A 21457-nucleotide genomic window follows, 5' to 3' on the forward strand; every position below is an offset into this window, starting at 1 on the left:
AGAAAAGGATTAACACTGGCGCAACGCCGGGCAGTACGTTAGTCTCTGACCCGATTGTCGGCATGATGCCAGTTTTCATGGAATTCTCGATACCGCGTATGAAGAAACGTATACCTACTCTGCTGGCCACCATGATTGGCGCAGCGATCTCCAGTCAGTCTGCTCTGGCCGACGATCTCATGTCGCAGTGTATGCTGGGCGTACCAGCCTTTAATCGTCCGCTGGTAACGGGGCAGACGAACCAGCTGCCGGTTACTATCCACTCCGACTCGGCGAAGGGAAATTATCCGGACGATGCGGTCTTCACCGGGAACGTAGACGTTCAGCAGGGCAATAGCCGACTGCAATCAGATGAGATGCAGCTGCATCAGCGCCAGCAAGAGGGGCAAACCACGCCGGTCCGCACCGTCGATGCGCTGGGCAATGTGCAGTATGACGACAATCAGGTGATCCTTAAAGGCCCGAAAGCCTGGTCCAATCTCAACACCAAAGATACCAACGTCTGGAGCGGTAACTACCAGATGGTGGGACGCCAGGGACGCGGCGACGCCGACCTGATGAAGCAGCGTGACGACAATCGCTACACCATTCTGGAAAACGGCACCTTTACCTCCTGTCTGCCCGGCTATAACAGCTGGAGCGTCGTGGGTTCAGAGGTTATTCAGGATCGTCAGGAAGAGGTGGCGGAAATCTGGAATGCGCGCTTTAAACTGGGCGCGGTGCCGATTTTCTATAGTCCCTATTTGCAGCTGCCGATTGGCGACCGTCGTCGCTCCGGCTTCCTGATCCCGAATGCGAAATATGGCAGCAGTAAAGGGTTTGAATTTATTCTGCCTTATTACTGGAACATCGCGCCGCAGGCGGACGCCACTATCACGCCGCACTATATGTCGAAACGCGGCATGCAGCTGGAGAATGAATTTCGCTATCTGACGCAGTTCGGCGCGGGTCTGATGGAGTTCGACTACCTGCCGTCGGATGACCAGTACGATAAAGACAAATCGGCGCGCGGTATCGCTGAGGATAAAAGCAATGACCGCTGGCTCTTCTACTGGCAGCACGCTGGCGTCTATGACCAGCACTGGCGCTTTAACGCCAACTACACCAAGGTCAGCGATCCTTACTACTTTAACGACCTCGACTCGAAATACTACAGCTCGACTGACGGCTACGCGACGCAGAAGTTCAGTCTCGGCTATGCTGAGTCGAACTGGGACGCGACGCTCTCCAGCAGAGACTTCCAGGTATTCGGCGATACCAGCAACCGCAATCTCTACCGTGCGCAGCCGCAGCTGGATTTGAATTACTACCAGAATGATATGGGACCGTTCGATGGCCGTATCTACGCGCAGGCGGTGAAGTTCACTAACGTCAACGATAACTATCCCGAAGCGACGCGTCTGCATATTGAGCCGACGCTCGATCTGCCGCTGTCAAACGGCTGGGCCAGCCTGGATACCGAAGCCAAGTTTCTGGCGACGCACTATCAGCAAGACGACGTAAGCTATTACAACAATACGGTTGATACCGCGCGCACTAACCAGCTGAAAGAGTCCGTCAACCGCACCATGCCGCAGTTCAAGGTAGATGGCCGCCTGGTCTTCGACCGCGATATGAACTGGGCTGAAGGCTATACTCAGACGCTCGAACCGCGCGTTCAGTATCTTTATATTCCCTATCGCAACCAGAGCGACATCTATCCATACGACTCGACCCTGTTGCAGACCGACTATACTGGCCTGTTCCGCGACCGTACCTATAGCGGCCTGGATCGTATCGCCTCGGCTAACGAAGTGGCCACGGGCGTAACCTCGCGTATTTATGATCAGGATCTGGTTGAACGTTTTAATGTTTCCGTGGGTCAAATCTACTCGTTTACCCCTTCACGCACTGGCGTGAATCAGACGAGTGAAGAAGATGACACCGGTAGCCTGATTTGGGCTGGCGACACTTACTGGAAAGTTAGCGATCGTTGGGGCGTACGCGGCGGTTTGCAGTATGACACCCGCCTCGATAACGTCTCTCAGGGCAATGCCGTCGTGGAATACCGTCGTGACGCCGACCGCGTCGTGCAGTTGAGCTACCGCTACAGCAGCCCGGAGTATGTAGCGTCGGCGCTGGAAGGCTCTTCCCTGCTCAACAATCCGAACTACCGGCGAATCTATGAAAAAGGAATTTCGCAGGTAGGCGCGACGGCCAGCTGGCCAATTGCAGACGCCTGGTCCGTCGTGGGCGCGTACTATTACGATACGCGCAACAGCAAACCGGCTTCGCAACTGGTTGGTCTGCAATACAGCTCGTGCTGTTACGCCATTCGCGTCGGCTATGAGCGTAAAATCAACGGCTGGGAAAGCAACGGTACGCGGTTTGACAGTAAGTACGACAACCAAATCTCATTCAACATTGAGCTACGCGGTTTAAGCTCCGGTTATGGCTTAGGCACCGATCAGATGCTGCGTCAGGGCATTATCCCTTATCAGCGCGCTTTCTGATGTTGTGATGGTTGACTGGTAATTCCCGCACTGCGGAAACAATAATGGAAAAAGTATGAAGAACTGGAGAATGCTGATTCTGGGTGTGGCGATGGCTGCCAACACCGCGTTCGCAGCACCACAAGTGGTTGATAAAGTCGCTGCCGTTGTTAACAACGGCGTCGTTCTGGAAAGTGACGTAGACAATATGCTGCGCACCGTTAAAGCACAGGCGCAACAGGCGGGTCAGCAGTTGCCTGACGACAACACGTTGCGCCACCAGATCCTCGAACGTCAAATTATGGATAACATCATCCTGCAAATGGGCGAAAAAGCAGGATTGCAGATTAACGATCAGCAGCTCGATCAGGCTATCGGCAATATTGCCGCGCAAAACCGCATGAGCCTCGATCAGCTGCGCAGCCGCCTGGCCTATGACGGCGTCAACTACAGCGATTATCGCGCGCAGATCCGCAAAGAGATGCTGATCGCCGAAGTGCGTAATAACGAAGTGCGTCGCCGCGTTACCATTCTGCCGCAGGAAGTCGATACGCTGGCGGCCCAGGTTGGCGCGCAAAATACCCAGGGCACCGAACTGAACGTCAGCCAGATTCTGCTGCCGCTGCCGGAAAACCCGTCGCAGCAGCAGGTTGACGATCAGGAAGCGCTGGCTAAACAGCTGGTCGGCGAGCTGAAGGGCGGCGCAGACTTTGGCAAGCTGGCGGTGACCTACTCCGCCGATCCGCAGGCGCTGAAGGGCGGCAACATGGGCTGGGGCAAAATCGAAGAGCTGCCTACCCTGTTCGCTCAGGCGCTCTCTACCGCGAAAAAAGGCGACATCGTTGGTCCGGTGCGTTCCGGCGTCGGCTTCCATATCCTGAAAGTGAACGATCTGCGCGGCGAGAGCAAAAGCATCTCCGTTACCGAGGTCCATGCGCGCCACATCCTGCTGAAGCCGTCACCGATTCTTACTGAAGATCAGGCGCGCGCGAAGCTGGAGCAGATCGCCGCCGACATCCGCAGCGGTAAAACCACTTTCGCAGCGGCGGCAAAACAGTTCTCTGACGATCCGGGCTCGGCTAACCAGGGCGGCGATCTGGGCTGGTCCTCGCCGGAAGCGTTCGATCCGGCCTTCCGCGACGCGCTGTTACAGCTGCAAAAAGGCCAGACCAGCCAGCCGGTTCACTCCTCTTTCGGCTGGCACCTGATTCAGCTGCTGGACACCCGTCAGGTCGACAAGACCGACGCGGCGCAAAAAGAGCGCGCCTACCGCCTGCTGTTTAACCGTAAATTCGCTGAAGAAGCGCAAACCTGGATGCAGGAACAGCGCGCCAGCGCCTATGTGAAGATTCTGGACGGCCATGCCCAGTAACTTCCGCGTAGTGATTACGCCCGGCGAACCCGCCGGCATTGGTCCCGATCTGACCATTCAACTGGCCCAGCAGAGCTGGCCAGTTGAACTGGTTGTCTGCGCGTCGCCGCAGCTGCTGCGCGATCGCGCGGCGCAGCTCGGCCTGCCGCTGACGCTGCGCGACTATCAACCCGACGCGGCGGCGCAGCCGCAGCAGGCGGGAACCCTGACCATCCTGCCGATTGATACGGCGCAGCCGGTTACGCCAGGCGAACTCCAGCCGGCTAACAGCCCCTACGTGCTGGCGACGCTTGCGCGCGCCTGCGACGGCTGCCTTAGCGGTGAGTTTGCCGCGCTTGTCACCGGCCCGGTGCATAAAGGCGTGATCAATGATGCCGGTATCCCCTTTACCGGCCACACAGAGTTCTTTGCCGATCGCGCGGGCGGCCATCGCGTTGTTATGATGCTGGCGACCGAAGAGCTGCGCGTGGCGCTGGCGACCACGCATTTGCCGCTGAAAGATGTCTCTGCGGCTATCACTCACGCCAGCCTGCGGGAAGTTATCACTATCCTGCATCGCGATTTGCAGCAGAAATTCGCTATCCCGCAGCCGCATATCTTTGTATGCGGACTCAACCCCCACGCGGGTGAGAGCGGCCATATGGGGCGCGAAGAGATTGATACCCTGATTCCGGCGCTGGACTCTCTGCGCGCTCAGGGCATTCAGCTAACCGGCCCGCTTCCTGCCGATACCCTGTTTCAGCCGAAATATTTGCAGCACGCTGATGCGGTGCTGGCGATGTATCACGATCAGGGTTTACCGGTGCTAAAATTTCAGGGATTTGGTCGCGCGGTCAATATCACGCTTGGCCTGCCCTTTATCCGTACCTCTGTTGACCACGGCACCGCGCTGGAACTGGCCGGTCTGGGTCAGGCGGAGCCGGGCAGCTTTATTACGGCGCTTAACCTCGCCATCACTATGATCAAGAGCAGTAATGAATAATCGCGTCCATCAGGGGCACTACGCCCGTAAACGTTTCGGGCAGAACTTCCTGAACGATCAGTACATTATCGACAGCATTGTCTCCGCCATTCATCCGCAGCGCAGCGAAGCGCTGGTCGAGATTGGTCCGGGCCTCGGCGCGCTGACCGAACCGGTTGGCGAACGCCTCGACGCCCTGACGGTGGTTGAGCTGGACCGCGATCTGGCTGCGCGTTTGCAGACGCATCCTTTTCTCGGTCCTAAGCTGACGATCTTTCAGCAGGATGCGATGACATTTGATTTCGCCGCGCTGGCGCAGGAAAAAGGCCAGCCGCTGCGCGTATTTGGCAACCTGCCGTACAATATTTCGACCCCGCTGATGTTCCACCTTTTCAGCTATACTGGTTCGATTAAAGATATGCACTTCATGCTGCAAAAAGAGGTGGTCAACCGCCTCGTTGCCGGCCCGGGCAGCAAAGCCTATGGCCGCCTCAGCGTGATGGCGCAGTACTACTGCCAGGTGATCCCGGTGCTTGAAGTGCCACCGCACTCCTTTACGCCGCCGCCTAAGGTCGATTCGGCAGTAGTGCGCCTGGTGCCCTTTGCGGAGCCGCCCTACCCGGTGAGCGATGTGCGCGTTCTCAGCCGCATTACCACCGAAGCCTTTGGTCAGCGCCGCAAAACGCTGCGCAACAGCCTCGGCTACCTGTTTGACGCTGGCGCGCTGGATGCGCTGGGCATCGATGCGGGACTACGCGCAGAAAACGTGACGGTGGCGCAATACTGTCAGTTGGCCAACTGGCTGGCGACACATCAAAGTGAACCGCGGGAGTAATGCATGAGTGAATCGGCCCGGATGTCTATTCAGGTACAAAGTCTTTATATCGCTTCGCAGTCCTCGCCTGAGGAAGAGCGCTATGTCTTTGCCTATACCATTACCATCCGCAATCTGGGCCGTAACGCTGTGCAGCTGCTGGGACGTTACTGGCTGATCACCAATGGCAACGGACGTGAAACCGAAGTGCAGGGTGAAGGTGTGGTTGGCGAGCAGCCGGTGATTGCGCCGGGCAGTGAATTTCAATACACCAGCGGCGCGATTATCGAAACGCCGATGGGCACCATGCAGGGACACTATCTGATGCAGGATGAAGAGGGAGAGAGCTTCCAAATCGACATCCCGGTGTTCCGCCTCGCGATAGAAACGCATATACACTAATCTTTTTATTCTTCGCCCGGCTCTGCCGGGCGAGGCTTTTTATTGTGGATGATTCTCTATGAGCACATACCTGATTGGCGACGTCCACGGCTGTTACGATGAGCTGCGCGCCCTGCTAAAACAAGTGGACTTCACGCCAGAGCGGGATACGCTGTGGCTGACCGGCGATCTGGTCGCGCGCGGTCCCGGCTCGCTTGAGGTTCTGCGCTACGTCAAATCACTGGGCGAGAGCGTACGCCTCGTGCTGGGGAATCACGATTTGCATCTGCTGGCGGTGTTTGCCGGCATCAGCCGCAATAAGCCCAAGGATCGTCTGACACCGCTACTGGAAGCGGACGACGCCGATGAGCTAATTAACTGGCTGCGCCGCCAGCCGCTGTTGCAGGTCGATGAAGAGAAAAAGCTGGTTATGGCGCACGCCGGTATTACGCCGCAGTGGGATCTGGAAACGGCCAAAGCCTGCGCGCGCGAACTGGAAGCCGTGCTCGCCAGCGACAGCTACCCGCTGTTTCTGGATGCCATGTACGGCGATATGCCCAACAACTGGACGCCGGAACTGGGCGGCCTGGCGCGCTTGCGCTTTTCCGCTAACGCGTTAACGCGGATGCGTTTCTGCTTTCCTAACGGACAGCTTGATATGATCTGCAAAGAGACGCCGGACTCGGCGCCGCCGCCGCTCAAGCCCTGGTTTGCAATTCCTGGCAAGCTTTCCGCAGACTATACCCAGGTGTTTGGCCACTGGGCGTCGCTGGAGGGTAAAGGTACGCCGCGCGGCGTGATTGGACTGGATACCGGCTGCTGCTGGGGTGGCGTGCTGACGCTGCTGCACTGGGAGAGTCAGCGCTACTATACTCAGGCGTCCAATCGTCAGCCGTCAGCCACCGACAGCATTTCGCCGCAGCAGTCGGCCTGATCGTCGCGCCAAAGAAAACGCCTTGTCGCAGACAAGGCGTAACAGAATACAGAGAAGGCCGGCGGGCGAAAGCGCCGTATCGATGAACGCAGCCTCTGCGTCCCGGAAGAGTAAGAGGAACATCAGCGCCGTTTCGCGCTCTGACCGTCGGGGCAAATTTTCCCTGCGTCCCCCTGTAAAAAAGCCTTGTCCCTGGACAAGGCTTTTTCAGTAGTGCCGGTTAGCGACGCTCCAGAATTTCGAAGCAGTAGCTGTGCGAGTTCTGCTCGTCAGCATCGTGGAATTCGCTAAAGGTCGATTGCCATTCGTCCGGCTCATAGTCCGGGAACTGCGTATCCCCTTCTACTTCGGCGTCGATATGGGTGAGGTAGAGACGGTCGGCGCGCGGCAACATCTGCTCATAAATGCGTCCGCCGCCAATCACCATAATCTCTGGCGCGTCTCCGGCCGCTTTAAGGGCGTCATCCAGCGACGTCACCCAGGTCACGCCTTCCGCCGAGCCTGGCTGTCGGCTGACCACAATATTGAGACGGCCGGGCAGCGGGCGACCAATAGATTCAAAGGTCAGACGCCCCATAATTACCGGCTTATTTAAAGTGTTACGTTTAAACCACGCCAAATCCGCAGGCAGGTTCCACGGCATGGCACCTTCCATACCAATGACGCGATCCGCTGCTAATGCCGCGATCAGACTAATCATGTTAAAAGACTCATAGTAAAAAATTGGCGCCATCATACGTAAAGGCGAAACTTTCGTCGATAGGGGGATGTGTGTTATTACGTAAAGCTTTTTTGCCACCGTATTTTTGTTATTGTACAGAGTTTTAAACCGCTTTTTTCCGCAGGAGCACTGCAAGCCGCCAGATAAAATCAGTTAGCTGGAACAAGGGGGGGAAAAGCGTATAGCGGTTTGACTTAACGGGATTCTCTGCTCTTTTTTACCAAAAGGATAAATAAAGTGAGCCACTATCTGGCAGTGTTAAAAATGTATGCGGTGGTGCAAGGCCGTTGTCGCCGCAAAACCTTCTGGCTGTTTCTGTTATTCAGCACGCTAATTTCGCTGGCATGCAGCGCCATCGATGAGCTGTTCGGGCTGGTTATCTTTCGCGATCAGGGGCTGCTGTCGCTGATCTACGCCGTGGCTGTTCTGATCCCCTCTGTCGCCGTAGGCGTGCGTCGCCTGCACGATCTTGATCGCTCCGGCTGGTGGCTGCTGATTATGCTTATTCCGCTTTTCGGCACGCTGCTGCTGCTGATCTACTTCTGCCTGCGCGGCACGGTCGGTCCTAACCGTTTCGGTCCCGATCCGCTGGACGAACCCGCTCTGTCACCATAAAAAAACGGCTCCCCAGGGAGCCGTTTTGCCGTTCTGACAATCAGAAGTCGTAGCGCAGACGCACCAGGTTGATGTCGCCCAGATTGTCGGTGCTGGAGGTGAAGACGTGTTCGTAATCGACGCGGAAGCCGTAGTCGAGGAACAGCGTGACGCCCAGACCATTATCGATACGCTGATAGTTACGACCGTTAACGTACTCAAGACGATCGCCCATGACGTAAGGCTGAACAGCTTTCAGGCCATACTGTTTGATCGGGAATTTATAACCGGCGAAGTACTCCACGCCCCAGGCATCATCGGCAAAGTAGTCGTTGACGTTGCTGCGTTTGGTCAGCAGGAAGTTCTGATACCAGCCGCCGCCCGCAGAGAGCGTCCAGTTACCCGGCTTCCAGCTCAGCGCGGTGCCGTAGATATTCTGGTTGTAGTCGCCGCTGTCCTCGTTGCCCGGATTACGCATGGTCGCGCGGGTATAGTTCCACGCGGTGCCCCAGGTCAGATCGTCGGTGATGTGGTAATCCACGCCCAGCGAGCCGCCGCCTTTGCGCTTATAGCGCAGGCCATTGCCCGGCAGGTATTCGTTGTCGCTAAACAGATAAGACGCGTACAGATCGACCGCGCCGAAGGTATTTTTATACTTCAGCTGTTTGCGTGAACGGTAAGAGCCGTCATAGTCGCCGTTAATACCGTTGCCCGGCGCCTGGGCTTTCATATCGTAATCCCAGATGTCCGTTTTCGCGCCTACAACGTCATAAAATACGCTGTTCTGCTGGCCGAAATAGATCTCGCCCCAGGTTTTGCTTTTCAGACCGGTATAGAGCTGGCGACGCGTAGTGTCGTTAGCGCCCTCTTTATAATGATTATCCCAGTCAAATACGGCGGGAATATTGACGCCGACTTCGTAATAGCTGGCCCAGCTAATATCATCGAACAGATAATAATCTGCGGCGAAGCGGAAACGGGTGCCGCCGTCAAAGCCATTACGCTTATAGGATTTGTCATTCACACCTGTCTGGTGTTCGAACTGCGGACGGATACTGCCGCCCACGGTGAAGTTCAGTCGGCTCAGCGGATCGCCCGCCTGCGGATCTTGTTTAAGAAGAGTAATTTCTGCCTGGCTGGCAAATGGCGCAGCAGCCATTAACGCAGCAATGGCGCTCAGTGTGAAAGCACGCATTTTCATTTTTATAAAAATCCCTGATTAAGCTCGAATTATAAGCGGCGAGATATTACGCTGTGCTGACACTCTTGCGCATTATAATTTTGTGCTATTTTTGCAGGAAATCAGGTCCAAAGCATTCTGCGCTAAGCCTAAAGACAAATTATTAAAACTTTAATCGTTTTTAGTTATTTATTATCTGATAACGATTTATAAAAATAAAAAAAACGGCCCTGGCGGGCCGTTTTATTATGCGCGGAAATTAACCGTTAATGAGCGCGTGCATTTCCTGAACGGAAATGACTTTCTCCGTTGGATCGGCATTCAGCGACATGGCAGTGGCAAAGCCGCCATTCAGCGTCGTGTCGTAGTGCACTTTATATTGCAGCGCGCTGCGACGGATGACGCGTGAATCTTCAATCGCCTGACGGCCCGCGGTGGTATTAACGATATAGGTGTATTCACCATTCTTCAGGCGGTCCTGAATATGCGGACGTCCTTCGTGCACCTTGTTCACCAGACGCGGATTAATGCCCGCTTCGCCCAGCACTACGGCAGTGCCGTGCGTGGCGTCCAGCTCGAAGCCGAACTTCAGCAGCTTAGCCGCCAGATCGACGATGCGCTTCTTGTCGCCCTCGCGTACTGACAGCAGCGCGCGTCCGCTCTTTTTCATATTGCTCTGCGCGCCCAGCATCGCCTTGGAGAAGGCTTCGGCAAAGGTACGGCCAACGCCCATCACTTCGCCGGTTGAACGCATTTCCGGGCCGAGAATCGGGTCCACGCCCTGGAATTTGTTGAACGGCAGCACCACTTCCTTCACCGAGTAGTACGGCGGGATCACCTCTTTGGTCACGCCCTGTTCGGCCAGGGTTTTCCCTGCCATTACGCGAGCCGCCACCTTCGCCAGCGGCACGCCGGTCGCTTTAGAAACGAACGGCACCGTACGCGCGGCGCGTGGATTAACCTCAATCAGGTAGACCTCATTGTCCTTCACGGCGAACTGCACGTTCATCAGGCCGCGCACATTGAGTTCAAACGCCAGGCGCTCAACCTGCTGACGCATCACGTTCTGAATTTCCTGGCTCAGCGTGTAGGCCGGCAGTGAACAGGCGGAATCGCCTGAGTGCACGCCTGCCTGCTCGATGTGCTCCATGATGCCGCCAATCAGTACGCGCTCGCCGTCGCAGATAGCATCAACGTCGACTTCCACCGCGTCATCCAGGAAGCGGTCCAGCAGTACCGGCGCGTCGTTAGACACAGAGACAGCGGTCTGGAAGTAGCGCTTCAGGTCGATCTCGTCATAGACGATCTCCATTGCGCGGCCGCCCAGCACGTAAGAAGGACGCACCACCAGCGGATAGCCGATGCTGGCCGCTTTCTCAACCGCCTGCTCCAGCGTGGTCACGGTAGCGTTAGCCGGCTGCTTAAGATTGAGACGCTCTACCGCCTGCTGGAAGCGCTCGCGGTCTTCCGCGCGGTCAATCGCGTCCGGGCTGGTGCCGATAACCGGCACGCCGGCCGCTTCCAGCGCGCGCGCCAGCTTCAGCGGCGTCTGGCCGCCGTACTGCACAATCACGCCTTTCGGCTGTTCGATGCGCACGATTTCCAGCACATCTTCCAGCGTCACCGGTTCGAAGTAGAGACGGTCAGAGGTGTCATAGTCGGTAGAGACGGTTTCCGGGTTGCAGTTGACCATAATGGTTTCGAAACCGTCTTCACGCAGCGCCAGCGCGGCGTGCACGCAGCAGTAGTCAAACTCGATGCCCTGCCCGATACGGTTTGGCCCGCCGCCCAGCACCATAATCTTGTCGCGATCCTGGTTCGGGTTCGCCTCGCACTCCTCTTCATAGGTGGAGTACATATAGGCGGTATCGGTGGCGAACTCTGCGGCGCAGGTATCAACCCGCTTATAGACCGGATGCAGGTTGTACTGCTGACGCAGCTTGCGGATTTCGCCTTCCGAAACGCCTGCCAGCGCCGCCAGACGCGCATCGGCAAAGCCTTTACGCTTCAGCGCGCGCAGGAACGGCTGGCTCAGGCTATTGACGCCTTCGCGCGCCACCTGCTCTTCCAGACGCACCAGCTCTTCAATCTGCACCAGGAACCAGCGGTCGATATTGGTCAGGTTAAATACCCCGTCCACCGACATACCGGCGCGGAATGCGTCAGCGATGTACCAGATACGCTCGGCCCCGGCGTCTTTCAGCTCGCGGCGGATACGGGTCAGCGCGTCGGCGTCGTCCAGATGCACCTTCGGATCAAAGCCGGTCGCGCCGACTTCCAGACCGCGCAGCGCCTTGTGCATCGACTCCTGGAAGGTGCGGCCAATCGCCATCACTTCGCCGACGGACTTCATCTGCGTCGTCAGGCGGTCGTTCGCGCCCGCGAATTTCTCAAAGTTAAAGCGTGGGATTTTAGTGACGACGTAGTCGATAGATGGCTCAAACGACGCCGGGGTCAGGCCGCCGGTAATGTCGTTCATCAGCTCGTCGAGCGTGAAGCCGACCGCCAGCTTGGCCGCCACTTTAGCGATCGGGAAGCCGGTCGCCTTGGATGCCAGCGCGGAAGAGCGCGAAACGCGCGGGTTCATTTCGATCACGATCAGACGGCCATTCTTCGGGTTAACCGAGAACTGCACGTTAGACCCGCCGGTTTCTACGCCGATTTCACGCAGTACCGCCAGCGAGGCGTTACGCATGATTTGATACTCTTTGTCGGTCAGGGTCTGCGCCGGGGCTACGGTGATGGAGTCGCCGGTATGAATGCCCATCGCGTCAAAGTTTTCGATTGAGCAGACAATGATGCAGTTGTCGTTTTTGTCACGCACCACTTCCATCTCATACTCTTTCCAGCCGATTAGCGACTCGTCAATCAGCAGCTCATTGGTCGGCGAGAGATCCAGACCGCGTTCGCAAATCTCTTCGAACTCTTCACGGTTGTAGGCGATGCCGCCGCCGGTGCCGCCCATGGTGAACGAAGGACGGATAATGCACGGGAAGCCCACGTCTTCCGCGACCTTCAGCGCCTCTTCCATAGTATGGGCGATGCCGGAGCGCGCGGTCTCCAGACCGATCGCCTTCATCGCTTTATCGAAGCGCTGACGGTCTTCCGCCTTATCAATGGCATCGGCCGTTGCGCCAATCATGGTCACGCCAAACTCTTCCAGTACGCCCTGACGCTCCAGCTCCAGCGCGCAGTTCAGCGCCGTCTGGCCGCCCATGGTCGGCAGCACGGCGTCCGGACGCTCTTTTTCGATGATCTTGCGCACCACTTCCCAGTGAATCGGCTCAATGTAGGTTGCGTCCGCCATCTCCGGATCGGTCATGATGGTTGCCGGGTTGGAGTTTACCAGGATAACGCGGTAACCCTCTTCACGCAGCGCCTTACAGGCCTGCGCGCCAGAGTAGTCAAATTCACAGGCCTGGCCGATAACAATCGGGCCGGCGCCAAGGATCAGGATGGATTTTATGTCGGTACGTTTTGGCATTTTCAGGCTCCTGATTACTTGGCTTGCGAACGGTAGGCTTCAATCAGTTCGATAAAGTGGTCGAACAGCGGTGCGGCATCATGCGGACCCGGGCTGGCTTCCGGGTGTCCCTGGAAGCTGAACGCCGGTTTATCCGTACGGTGAATGCCCTGCACCGTTTTGTCGAACAGCGATACGTGGGTGACGCGCAGGTTGGCGGGCAGGTTTGCCTCGTCAACGGCGAATCCGTGGTTTTGCGCGGTGATCATGACGCAGTTATTGTCGAGATCCTGCACCGGATGGTTGCCGCCGTGATGGCCAAGCTTCATTTTCACGGTTTTCGCGCCGCTCGCCAGCGCCAGCAACTGGTGGCCGAGACAGATGCCGAATACCGGGATCTCTGTTTCCAGAAAGGTTTTGATGGCGCTGATGGCATAGTCGCACGGCTCCGGGTCGCCCGGTCCGTTAGAGAGGAAAATGCCGTCCGGATTGAGCTTAAGCACCTCGTCGGCCGGCGTCTGCGCCGGAACGACCGTTAAGCGACAGCCGCGATCGACCAGCATACGAAAGATATTAAATTTCACGCCGTAGTCGTAGGCCACGACGTGATACGGCAGCGCGTCAGCCTGCTGCTGTTCCGGCAGCCCATCTTGCAGCGTCCAGGAACCCTGCTGCCAGCTATAGGTTTCGGCGGTTGTGACTTCTTTTGCCAGATCCATCCCTTTCAATCCAGGGAATGCCTGCGCTTTCTGTAGCGCCAGCGACGCATCCGGGTTATCGCCCGCGATAATGCAGCCATTCTGTGCGCCTTTTTCGCGCAGCAGGCGCGTCAGCTTACGCGTATCGATGTCGGCGATAGCCACGATGTTGTTGCGTTGCAGGTAGGCTGACAGGCCCTCTTCGCTGCGGAAGTTGCTGGCAATCAACGGCAGGTCGCGGATAACGAGGCCCTGAGCATGGATTTGAGTGGATTCTGCGTCGGCGGCGTTGGCGCCAACATTGCCGATATGGGGATAAGTGAGGGTGACGATCTGGCGGGAATAGGAGGGATCAGTGAGTATTTCTTGATAACCGGTCATTGACGTATTGAAAACGACCTCCCCCACTGCCGATCCTGTTGCCCCGATGGCCCGACCGTGGAATTGGGTTCCGTCTTCCAGAACCAAGAGCGCTGACTTAATCAAAACATCCTCCAGGGAATAAACAGTCACAATATTTGCATATTAATTCAAAATTTGGCCCTGAATCAAGGCAAAAACCGCCTGACTGGTCGATTTTTGGCAAATTGCGCGCATTCTAATGATCGCCCCGGTCCTTGTCTACCCTGAAAGGCGATTTTTTTGTGTTTTTCGGGTCACTGAATGCTAAAACCGGAACTAAGGCGTGAAAATGAGAGATTACAGGATGAAATAATCGGTTGCCTGAGGCAAATAAGATAATTCGCAGAGCCGGGAGCGATTTTTTTTGACCATTTGGTCAAAAAAGTTATTTTCCCGCCTGCGAAAGCAGGCAAAAAGCAAAGTTACGGCACCAATAAAGAAAAAAACTTATAAGACGCTTATTTTTACATAAAATAAAGGACGATAAAATTATCGCCCTTCTCAATCAACAGATTACGGATTGAAATAACCACATCACAATGGTTTTAAAACTTACCTATCTGACAAATCCAGTACGTCACGCATATCATAAAGGCCGGTTTTCTTATCCTTCAGCCACAAAGCCGAACGGACCGCCCCTTTTGCGAAGGTCATACGGCTTGACGCCTTATGGGTAATCTCGACGCGCTCTCCGATATCCGCAAACATAGCCGTATGCTCGCCGACAATATCTCCGGCGCGAACGGTAGCGAAACCGATTGTCTGCGGCTTACGCTCGCCGGTGTGGCCTTCACGCGCGTAAACCGCATGGTCGTTAAGATCCCAGCCCATCGCATCAGCAATGGCTTCGCCCATTGCCAGCGCCGTGCCGGAAGGCGCATCCACTTTATGGCGATGGTGCGCTTCGACTATTTCAATATCGGCGTACTCGCCCATGACTTTGGCCGCCTTTTCCAGCAGCCTGAGCACCAGATTGACGCCGACGCTGAAGTTCGCTGCAAACACGATAGCGATCTCTTCTGACGCCGCCTTAATGGCCGCTTTGCCTGCGTCGTCAAAGCCGGTGGTGCCGATAACCATCGCTTTTTTGTATTCACGGCACAGCGCCAGGTAGTCGAGCGTGCCTTCCGGGCGGGTGAAATCCACCAGCACATCAAAATCGTCTGTCACGCTGCGTAAATCGTCGGTGATGATAACGCCGTTTTTTCCCAGCCCGGCCAGTTCGCCCGCGTCGCTGCCCACCAGCGAGGAACCCGTGCGCACCAGCGCAGCGCCCAGCTCAACGCCTTCCGCCTGCTGCGTCGCCTCAATCAGATTGCGTCCCATGCGCCCAGGCGCGCCCACAATGGCAATGCGGTAATTCTTCATATTTATTCATTCCTGATACAAAACTATGCATTCAAGCGCAATCAGGTTAACGGTCAGTTAACACGCGCGCCACTATTAATGCGGGATAATTAGAATTTCAGGGTAGCGCCTGCCGATTATCAGTAAAAGCAATTCCGCTCAGCGGAACAGCTCTTTTTTGCCAATAAAAAAGGCCGAACAAGTCGGCCTTTCCTGAACAGAGCGCGCGGCGTTACTGCACGTTACGCACTTCGACGCGCAGCTCTTTAGGCACCTCGAATACGATGTTCTCTTCGCGGCCAATCAGCTCTATCGCCGCTTCGCCGCCGAGTTCGCGCAGACGCTGAATCACCTGCTGCACCAGAATATCCGGCGCGGACGCGCCGGCGGTAACACCGATGCACTTAACGTCTTTTACCCACTCTTCCTGAATGTCGTCTGCCGAATCGATCAGCTTCGCCAGCTTGCCAGCGCGCTGCGCCAGCTCCGCCAGACGGTTGGAGTTAGAGGAGTTCTTCGAGCCGACGACCAGCACCACGTCCGCATCGCGCGCCAGCACGCGCACCGCTTCCTGACGGTTGGTGGTGGCGTAGCAGATGTCGTCTTTGCGCGGACCAATAATGGCCGGAAAACGGGCGCGCAGCGCATCAATCACGTCAGAGGTATCATCCACCGACAGCGTGGTCTGCGTCATAAAGCAGAGATTGCTCTCATCTTTGACCTGAAGCTTAAACACGTCCTCTGGCGACTCCACCAGATACATGCCGCCGTTGGGGTTGCTGTACTGGCCCATGGTGCCTTCCACTTCCGGATGACCCGCATGACCGATCAGGATAGCTTCTACGCCTTTGCGGCTGGCGCGCGCCACTTCCATATGCACTTTAGTCACCAGCGGACAGGTGGCGTCAAACAGCATGGTCAGGCTGCGCGCTTTGGCTTCGGCGCGGACCGCCTGAGAGACGCCGTGCGCCGAAAAGATCAGGATGGCGTTATCCGGCACTTCGCTAATCTCTTCGATAAAGATCGCGCCGCGCTCGCGCAGGCTGTTCACCACATAGCGATTATGCACGACCTCATGACGCACATAGATCGGCGCGCCGTACATCTCCAGCGCGCGCTCCACGATGCTGATAGCGCGATCGACGCCGGCGCAAAAGCCGCGCGGGTTAGCCAGCAGGATTTGCATCGTTTGCCTCCAGTACCGGATCGACTTCCAGCACATCGATATCGAAATGAACCTGATGACCGGCCAGCGGATGGTTAAAATCCACCGTAATGGAATCACCGGAAATATCGCGGATCACGCCTGGCATTTCACTGCCGCCCATTCCGGTAAACAGCATAATCGCGCCGATTTCCGGCTCGCCCGCGTCGATAAAGTCGCGGCGCGAGAAGTACTGGATAAGATCCGGACTGACGGCGCCGAACGCCGCTTCCGGCGCCAGCGTAAAGGCGTGCTTATCGCCCGCCTTCAGTCCCAGCAGCTCCTGCTCCAGTGCGTCGGAAAGGCTGCCATCGCCCAGGCGGAACAGCGCCGGTTTGCCGGAAGCTGACGTCGACTCCGCGACAGAACCATCCTCAAGCTTCAGCGTGAAATGCAGCAGCACCGCGCTGTCGCGCTGTACAGAGACTGTCATGACTTACCCTTGTTTTGCCGGTTTGCCGGACGGGCTAAAAAAGCCCTCCAGCACCACTAACGCGGCGCCGATACAGATGCCGCAGTCAGCGATATTGAAGGTTGCGAAGTGCCAGTCACCAATATAGAAGTCGATAAAATCGACCACAAATCCGTGATAAGCACGATCGAACAGGTTACCCGCCGCGCCGCCAATAATCAGCGCGTAGGCGATGTTTACGATTTTCTGGCTGGCCCGACTGCGGTACATCATCACCAGTAACGCCACCACAATGGCAATCGCGATGCCCGCGAAGAACCAGCGCTGCCAGCCGCCTTTATCCGCCAGGAAGCTGAACGCCGCGCCGTAGTTGTGCGCGTAAAACAGGTTGAGGAACGGCATCAGCGGCTGCGTTTCATGCAGCATCATGTTGTTCATCACCCACTGCTTGCTGGCGAAGTCGACCAGGATTACCACCAGCACCAGCCATATCCAGCGCAAGCCGGTTGAAAAAATAGATTTACGCATCAGGCAAATTTACGCTCTTCGCCGTTGCCGGCCAGGTTGGTATAACAGCGACCGCACACGGCGAGATGCTCCGGATTGTGGCCGACGTCAGTAGTGTAGTGCCAGCAGCGCGGACACTTCTCGCCTTCTGCTTTATGCAGCGCGATTTTCAGACCTTTCACCAGTTCGCTCTGCTGCGCTTCCTCGCTGGCCAGCGCATAATCCGCCACCGTCGCGCCAGAAGTCAGCAGCACAAAGCGCAGCTCGTCGCCCAGCGCCTGAAGCTTCGCCGCTAGCGCCGCATCGGCGTACAGCGTAACGGTCGCTTCGAGCGCGCCGCCGATACGCTTGTCGCTGCGCGCCTGCTCAATAGCCTTGTTGACTTCGCCGCGCACTTTCAGCAGCTCAGCCCAGTAGTCATTATTGAGCGCTTCATCCTGCGACAGACCAAACAGGCCGTCATACCACTCTTCGGTAAAGACGTACTGCGCGCGTTTGCCCGGCAGATAGCCCCAGATTTCATCGGCGGTGAAGGACATGATCGGCGCCATCCAGCGCACCAGCGCCTCAACAATGTGCCACAGCGCGGTCTGGCAGCTGCGACGCGCCAGGCTGTCGCGCTTCGCCGTGTACTGACGGTCCTTGATGATGTCCAGATAGAAGGAGCCCATTTCGACCGAGCAGAACTGCATCAGACGCTGGATCACTTCGTGGAAGTCGTAGTTCTCATAAGAGGCGACGATGTCCGCCTGCGCGGCCTGCGCGCGGCCGACCGCCCAGCGATCTACCACCACCAGCTCTTCCGGGCTAACCATATCGGTTTCCGGATTGAAACCGTTGAGGTTCGCCAGCAGGAAGCGCGCGGTGTTACGAATACGGCGATAGGCGTCGGCGGAGCGCTTCAGGATCTCGTCGGAAACCGCCATCTCGCCGGAGTAGTCGGTCGAGGCGACCCACAGACGCAGAATATCCGCGCCCAGTTTGTTCATCACGTCCTGCGGCGAAACGGTGTTGCCGATCGACTTGGACATTTTGCGGCCCTGACCGTCAACGGTAAAGCCGTGGGTCAGCACCTGACGGTAAGGCGCTTTGCCCTTCATTGCGGTGGAGATCATCAGGGAGGACATAAACCAGCCGCGATGCTGGTCGGAACCTTCCAGATACATATCCGCAGCGTGACCGCCAAATTCCGGACGCGCGTCCACCACCGCGTAGCTGGTGGAGCCAGAGTCGAACCAGACGTCCAGCGTATCCGGCACTTTCACATAGTTGTCGGCGTCGTCGCCCATCAGATCGCGCGGGTCGAGATCCCACCACGCCTGGATGCCGTCCTGCTCCACGCGCTGCGCCACTTTTTCCATCAGCGCCAGCGTATCGGGATGCAGCTGCTCGGTCTCTTTATGAACGAACAGCGCCATCGGCACGCCCCAGGTGCGCTGACGAGAGATACACCAGTCCGGACGGTTGGCCACCATCGCCTCAATGCGCGCCTGGCCCCAGTCCGGGATCCACTGCACGCCTTTGATCTCTTTCAGCGACTGCGCGCGCAGCCCTTTCTGATCCATGCTGATAAACCACTGCGGCGTCGCGCGGAAGATGATCGGCGTTTTATGACGCCAGCAGTGCGGATAGCTGTGCAGCAATTTTTCCACATGCAGCAGCGCGCCCTTCTCTTTCAGCAGCTCAACGATGACATCGTTGGCTTTAAACACATTGAGACCGTCCAGCGTCGGGTAGGTGCCTGGCAGATAGCTGCCGTCCGGGCCGACCGGGTTCGCCACTTCAATGCCATACTTCTGACCGATAACATAGTCGTCCGGACCGTGACCCGGCGCGGTGTGCACGGCGCCCGTACCGGCTTCAAGGGTCACATGTTCGCCCAGCACCACCGGCGACTGGATGTTGACCAGGAAAGGATGCTGGAAGGTGAGACGCTCCAGCGCCGCGCCTTTGCATTCGCCCAGCACCGTCCATTCGGCGACGCCAGCGCGCTTCAGCACGCTCTCTGTCAGCTCTTTCGCCAGGATCAGGGCGCGCCCGTCGATCTGCACCAGCTGATAGTCAAATTCCGGATGCAGCGAGATAGCGCGGTTAGCCGGTATGGTCCAGGGGGTCGTCGTCCAGATAACCAGCGAAATCGGGCCATTGACCGGCGCGTCGCCAAATCTGGCGCGCACGGCGTCAGCATCCACCGCGTTGAACATCACGTCGATAGAGGGCGAGGTTTTGTCGTAGTATTCGACTTCCGCTTCCGCCAGCGCCGAACGGCAGTCGAGACACCAGTGCACCGGCTTCGCGCCTTTATGCAGATGGCCGTTGCCGATGATTTTGCCCAGCGCGCGGATGATGTTGGCTTCGGTGTCGAAATTCATCGTCAGATAGGGACGATCCCAGTCGCCCAGCACGCCGAGGCGGATAAAGTCCGCTTTCTGGCCTTCAACCTGCTCGGCGGCGTATTTGCGGCACGCTTCGCGAAATTCGGCTGGCGTTACTTTCTCGCCCGGCTTGCCGATCATCTGCTCGACTTTATGCTCGATCGGCAGACCGTGGCAGTCCCAGCCCGGCACGTAGGGCGAATCGAAACCCGCCATGCCTTTGGACTTAACGATAATGTCTTTCAGAATCTTGTTAACTGAGTGACCAATATGAATGCTGCCGTTCGCGTAGGGAGGGCCGTCATGCAGAATAAAGGTTTTTTTCCCTTTTTTGGCTTCGCGGATGATGTTGTACAGATTGTCATCATACCAGCGTTGCAGCATCCCCGGTTCGCGTTTGGCCAGATCGCCACGCATCGGGAACCCCGTTTCGGGCAAATTCAGGGTAGATTTATAGTCACTCATCAGATTCTCGTTTCCGTATTTCGCGGGATTAAAGCCCAAAGAATTGCCGGGCGGTTACCACATCTTTCGCAATTTGTTCTTTCAACGCCTCCAGCGAGGCAAAGCGCTGCTCGTTACGTATCTTATGCTTCAGCACCACATCAATGTGCTTTCCATACAGATTGATATTGATGTCAAGCAGGTGAACTTCAAGCTGCTGGCGCAATCCTTTTACCGTCGGCCGCGTGCCGATATTAGCCACGCCGGGAACAGGCGCGCCCAGGCCGTGCACTTCCACCGCGTAGACGCCTTTTACCGGCGAGACGATGCGGCGTAAAGGAAGATTCGCAGTGGGAAAACCGATAGTGCGCCCCAGGGCGTCGCCGTGCACGACGCGCCCGGAAATACTGAAAGGATGGCCCAGCAGCGTTTGCGCCTGCGCTAAATCGTCAGCAGCCAGCGCCTGACGTACGGCCGTGCTGCTGATGCGCTTACCGCCGTCGCAAAAGGTCTCGGTGCTGACAACGTCAAAACCGTATTCCGCACCGGCCTTCTGTAATAACAGGAAATCGCCCTGACGACCAGCGCCAAAGCGGAAATCATCTCCCACCGCCAGATAGCTGACGCCCAGCTTCTCGACCAGCAAATCGGTGATAAAGCACTGCGCCGACTGCGCGGCGAAGCGACGGTCAAAGCGCACGCAGAGCACCCGATCCACTCCGGCTTCCGCCAGATACTTCAGCTTCTCGCGCAGACGCGTCAGACGCGCGGGGGCTTTATCCCCGGCAAACAGCTCAAGCGGCTGCGGCTCAAACAGCATCACCATCACCGGAAGCTGGCGTTTTCGTCCCTCTTCGCACAGGCGCGCCATCAGCGCCTGATGGCCGCGATGCACGCCGTCGAAGTTACCAATGGTCAGGACGCAGCCGCGATGCTGCTCGTTTAAATTATGAATACCGCGGATAAACTTCATGGCTGACTCAAACCGGTGGAAATCGGCGGATTATACCCTTGAAAGGCACGAAGGTTAACCCGTTAACCACACCTTTCCTCGCTGGCGCGCGATTTAACAGGGCCTGGCGCGTATACGCCTTCCGGCTGAGAATTTTGTTGCGAAACGCTGTATTCAACGCGGGGAAGCTGGTAGAATCTTGCGCCATCAATTACGTAACCGAGC

At 57.0% G+C, this 21457-nt stretch carries 17 protein-coding genes; 7 read left to right on the forward strand and 10 right to left on the reverse strand.

Annotation, left to right across the window (positions count from 1 at the left end; genetic code table 11):
• The first annotated feature begins 98 nt into the window (after positions 1–98).
• The 6 genes from lptD to apaH are packed head-to-tail and all read left to right on the forward strand — an operon-like array spanning position 99 to position 6933.
• Positions 99–2492 (forward strand): LPS assembly protein LptD, encoded by a 2394-nt coding sequence (gene lptD / locus BBB56_RS00665; RefSeq protein ID WP_233592963.1) that lies wholly within the window; start codon positions 99–101, stop codon positions 2490–2492.
• Between the two features lie 55 nt (positions 2493–2547).
• On the forward strand, positions 2548–3843 hold the full coding sequence (surA, locus tag BBB56_RS00670; protein ID WP_123798023.1) for a peptidylprolyl isomerase SurA: 1296 nt from the start codon (positions 2548–2550) through the stop codon (positions 3841–3843).
• Positions 3833–4825: a 4-hydroxythreonine-4-phosphate dehydrogenase PdxA gene (gene pdxA, locus BBB56_RS00675; protein WP_123798024.1), complete on the forward strand. Its 993-nt coding sequence runs from the start codon at positions 3833–3835 to the stop codon at positions 4823–4825. The genes surA and pdxA overlap by 11 nt, the downstream gene beginning before the upstream one ends.
• Positions 4818–5639: a 16S rRNA (adenine(1518)-N(6)/adenine(1519)-N(6))-dimethyltransferase RsmA gene (rsmA, locus tag BBB56_RS00680; RefSeq protein ID WP_123798025.1), complete on the forward strand. Its 822-nt coding sequence runs from the start codon at positions 4818–4820 to the stop codon at positions 5637–5639. The genes pdxA and rsmA overlap by 8 nt, the downstream gene beginning before the upstream one ends.
• Positions 5640–5642: 3 nt before the next feature.
• The gene (apaG, locus tag BBB56_RS00685; RefSeq protein ID WP_123798026.1) at positions 5643–6020 is read left to right on the forward strand and encodes a Co2+/Mg2+ efflux facilitator ApaG/CorD; all 378 of its coding nucleotides are present in this window, start codon (positions 5643–5645) and stop codon (positions 6018–6020) included.
• A gap of 58 nt (positions 6021–6078) precedes the next feature.
• Complete coding sequence (gene apaH / locus BBB56_RS00690; RefSeq protein WP_123798027.1) at positions 6079–6933, forward strand: bis(5'-nucleosyl)-tetraphosphatase (symmetrical) ApaH; 855 nt, start codon at positions 6079–6081, stop codon at positions 6931–6933.
• A gap of 220 nt (positions 6934–7153) precedes the next feature.
• On the opposite strand, the gene folA is transcribed toward apaH, so the two are convergent.
• A complete protein-coding gene (gene folA, locus BBB56_RS00695; RefSeq protein ID WP_123798028.1) occupies positions 7154–7633 on the reverse strand; it encodes a type 3 dihydrofolate reductase in 480 nt (159 codons plus the stop codon).
• A gap of 258 nt (positions 7634–7891) precedes the next feature.
• Between folA and BBB56_RS00700 the strand changes: the two genes are divergently transcribed.
• Positions 7892–8269, forward strand: a complete 378-nt coding sequence (locus tag BBB56_RS00700) for a DUF805 domain-containing protein (RefSeq protein WP_123798029.1) — start codon at positions 7892–7894, stop codon at positions 8267–8269.
• A 40-nt stretch (positions 8270–8309) separates the two neighbouring features.
• Here BBB56_RS00700 and BBB56_RS00705 read toward each other — a convergent pair whose 3' ends face one another.
• The 9 genes from BBB56_RS00705 to ribF form a co-directional block, all read right to left on the reverse strand.
• Positions 8310–9449 (reverse strand): porin, encoded by a 1140-nt coding sequence (locus BBB56_RS00705; protein WP_123798030.1) that lies wholly within the window; start codon positions 9447–9449, stop codon positions 8310–8312.
• A gap of 238 nt (positions 9450–9687) precedes the next feature.
• Entirely contained in the window at positions 9688–12912 is a 3225-nt protein-coding gene (gene carB, locus BBB56_RS00710; protein WP_123798031.1) for a carbamoyl-phosphate synthase large subunit, read from the reverse strand.
• 14 nt (positions 12913–12926) lie between these two features.
• Positions 12927–14075, reverse strand: a complete 1149-nt coding sequence (gene carA / locus BBB56_RS00715; RefSeq protein ID WP_123798032.1) for a glutamine-hydrolyzing carbamoyl-phosphate synthase small subunit — start codon at positions 14073–14075, stop codon at positions 12927–12929.
• 468 nt (positions 14076–14543) lie between these two features.
• Positions 14544–15359, reverse strand: coding sequence for a 4-hydroxy-tetrahydrodipicolinate reductase (gene dapB / locus BBB56_RS00720; protein WP_123798033.1), 816 nt, complete (start codon positions 15357–15359; stop codon positions 14544–14546).
• Between the two features lie 211 nt (positions 15360–15570).
• On the reverse strand, positions 15571–16524 hold the full coding sequence (gene ispH, locus BBB56_RS00725; RefSeq protein ID WP_123798034.1) for a 4-hydroxy-3-methylbut-2-enyl diphosphate reductase: 954 nt from the start codon (positions 16522–16524) through the stop codon (positions 15571–15573).
• Positions 16505–16975 (reverse strand): FKBP-type peptidyl-prolyl cis-trans isomerase, encoded by a 471-nt coding sequence (fkpB, locus tag BBB56_RS00730; RefSeq protein ID WP_123798035.1) that lies wholly within the window; start codon positions 16973–16975, stop codon positions 16505–16507. The genes ispH and fkpB overlap by 20 nt, the downstream gene beginning before the upstream one ends.
• Before the next feature lie 3 nt (positions 16976–16978).
• A complete protein-coding gene (gene lspA, locus BBB56_RS00735) occupies positions 16979–17482 on the reverse strand; it encodes a signal peptidase II (protein WP_123798036.1) in 504 nt (167 codons plus the stop codon).
• Positions 17482–20301: an isoleucine--tRNA ligase gene (gene ileS / locus BBB56_RS00740; RefSeq protein WP_123798037.1), complete on the reverse strand. Its 2820-nt coding sequence runs from the start codon at positions 20299–20301 to the stop codon at positions 17482–17484. The genes lspA and ileS overlap by 1 nt, the downstream gene beginning before the upstream one ends.
• Positions 20302–20329: 28 nt before the next feature.
• The gene (gene ribF / locus BBB56_RS00745) at positions 20330–21253 is read right to left on the reverse strand and encodes a bifunctional riboflavin kinase/FAD synthetase (RefSeq protein ID WP_123798038.1); all 924 of its coding nucleotides are present in this window, start codon (positions 21251–21253) and stop codon (positions 20330–20332) included.
• Positions 21254–21457: the final 204 nt, after the last annotated feature.

Origin of the sequence: Candidatus Pantoea deserta, assembly GCF_003813865.1 — a bacterium.
Classification (GTDB): Bacteria; Pseudomonadota; Gammaproteobacteria; order Enterobacterales; family Enterobacteriaceae; genus Pantoea; species Pantoea deserta.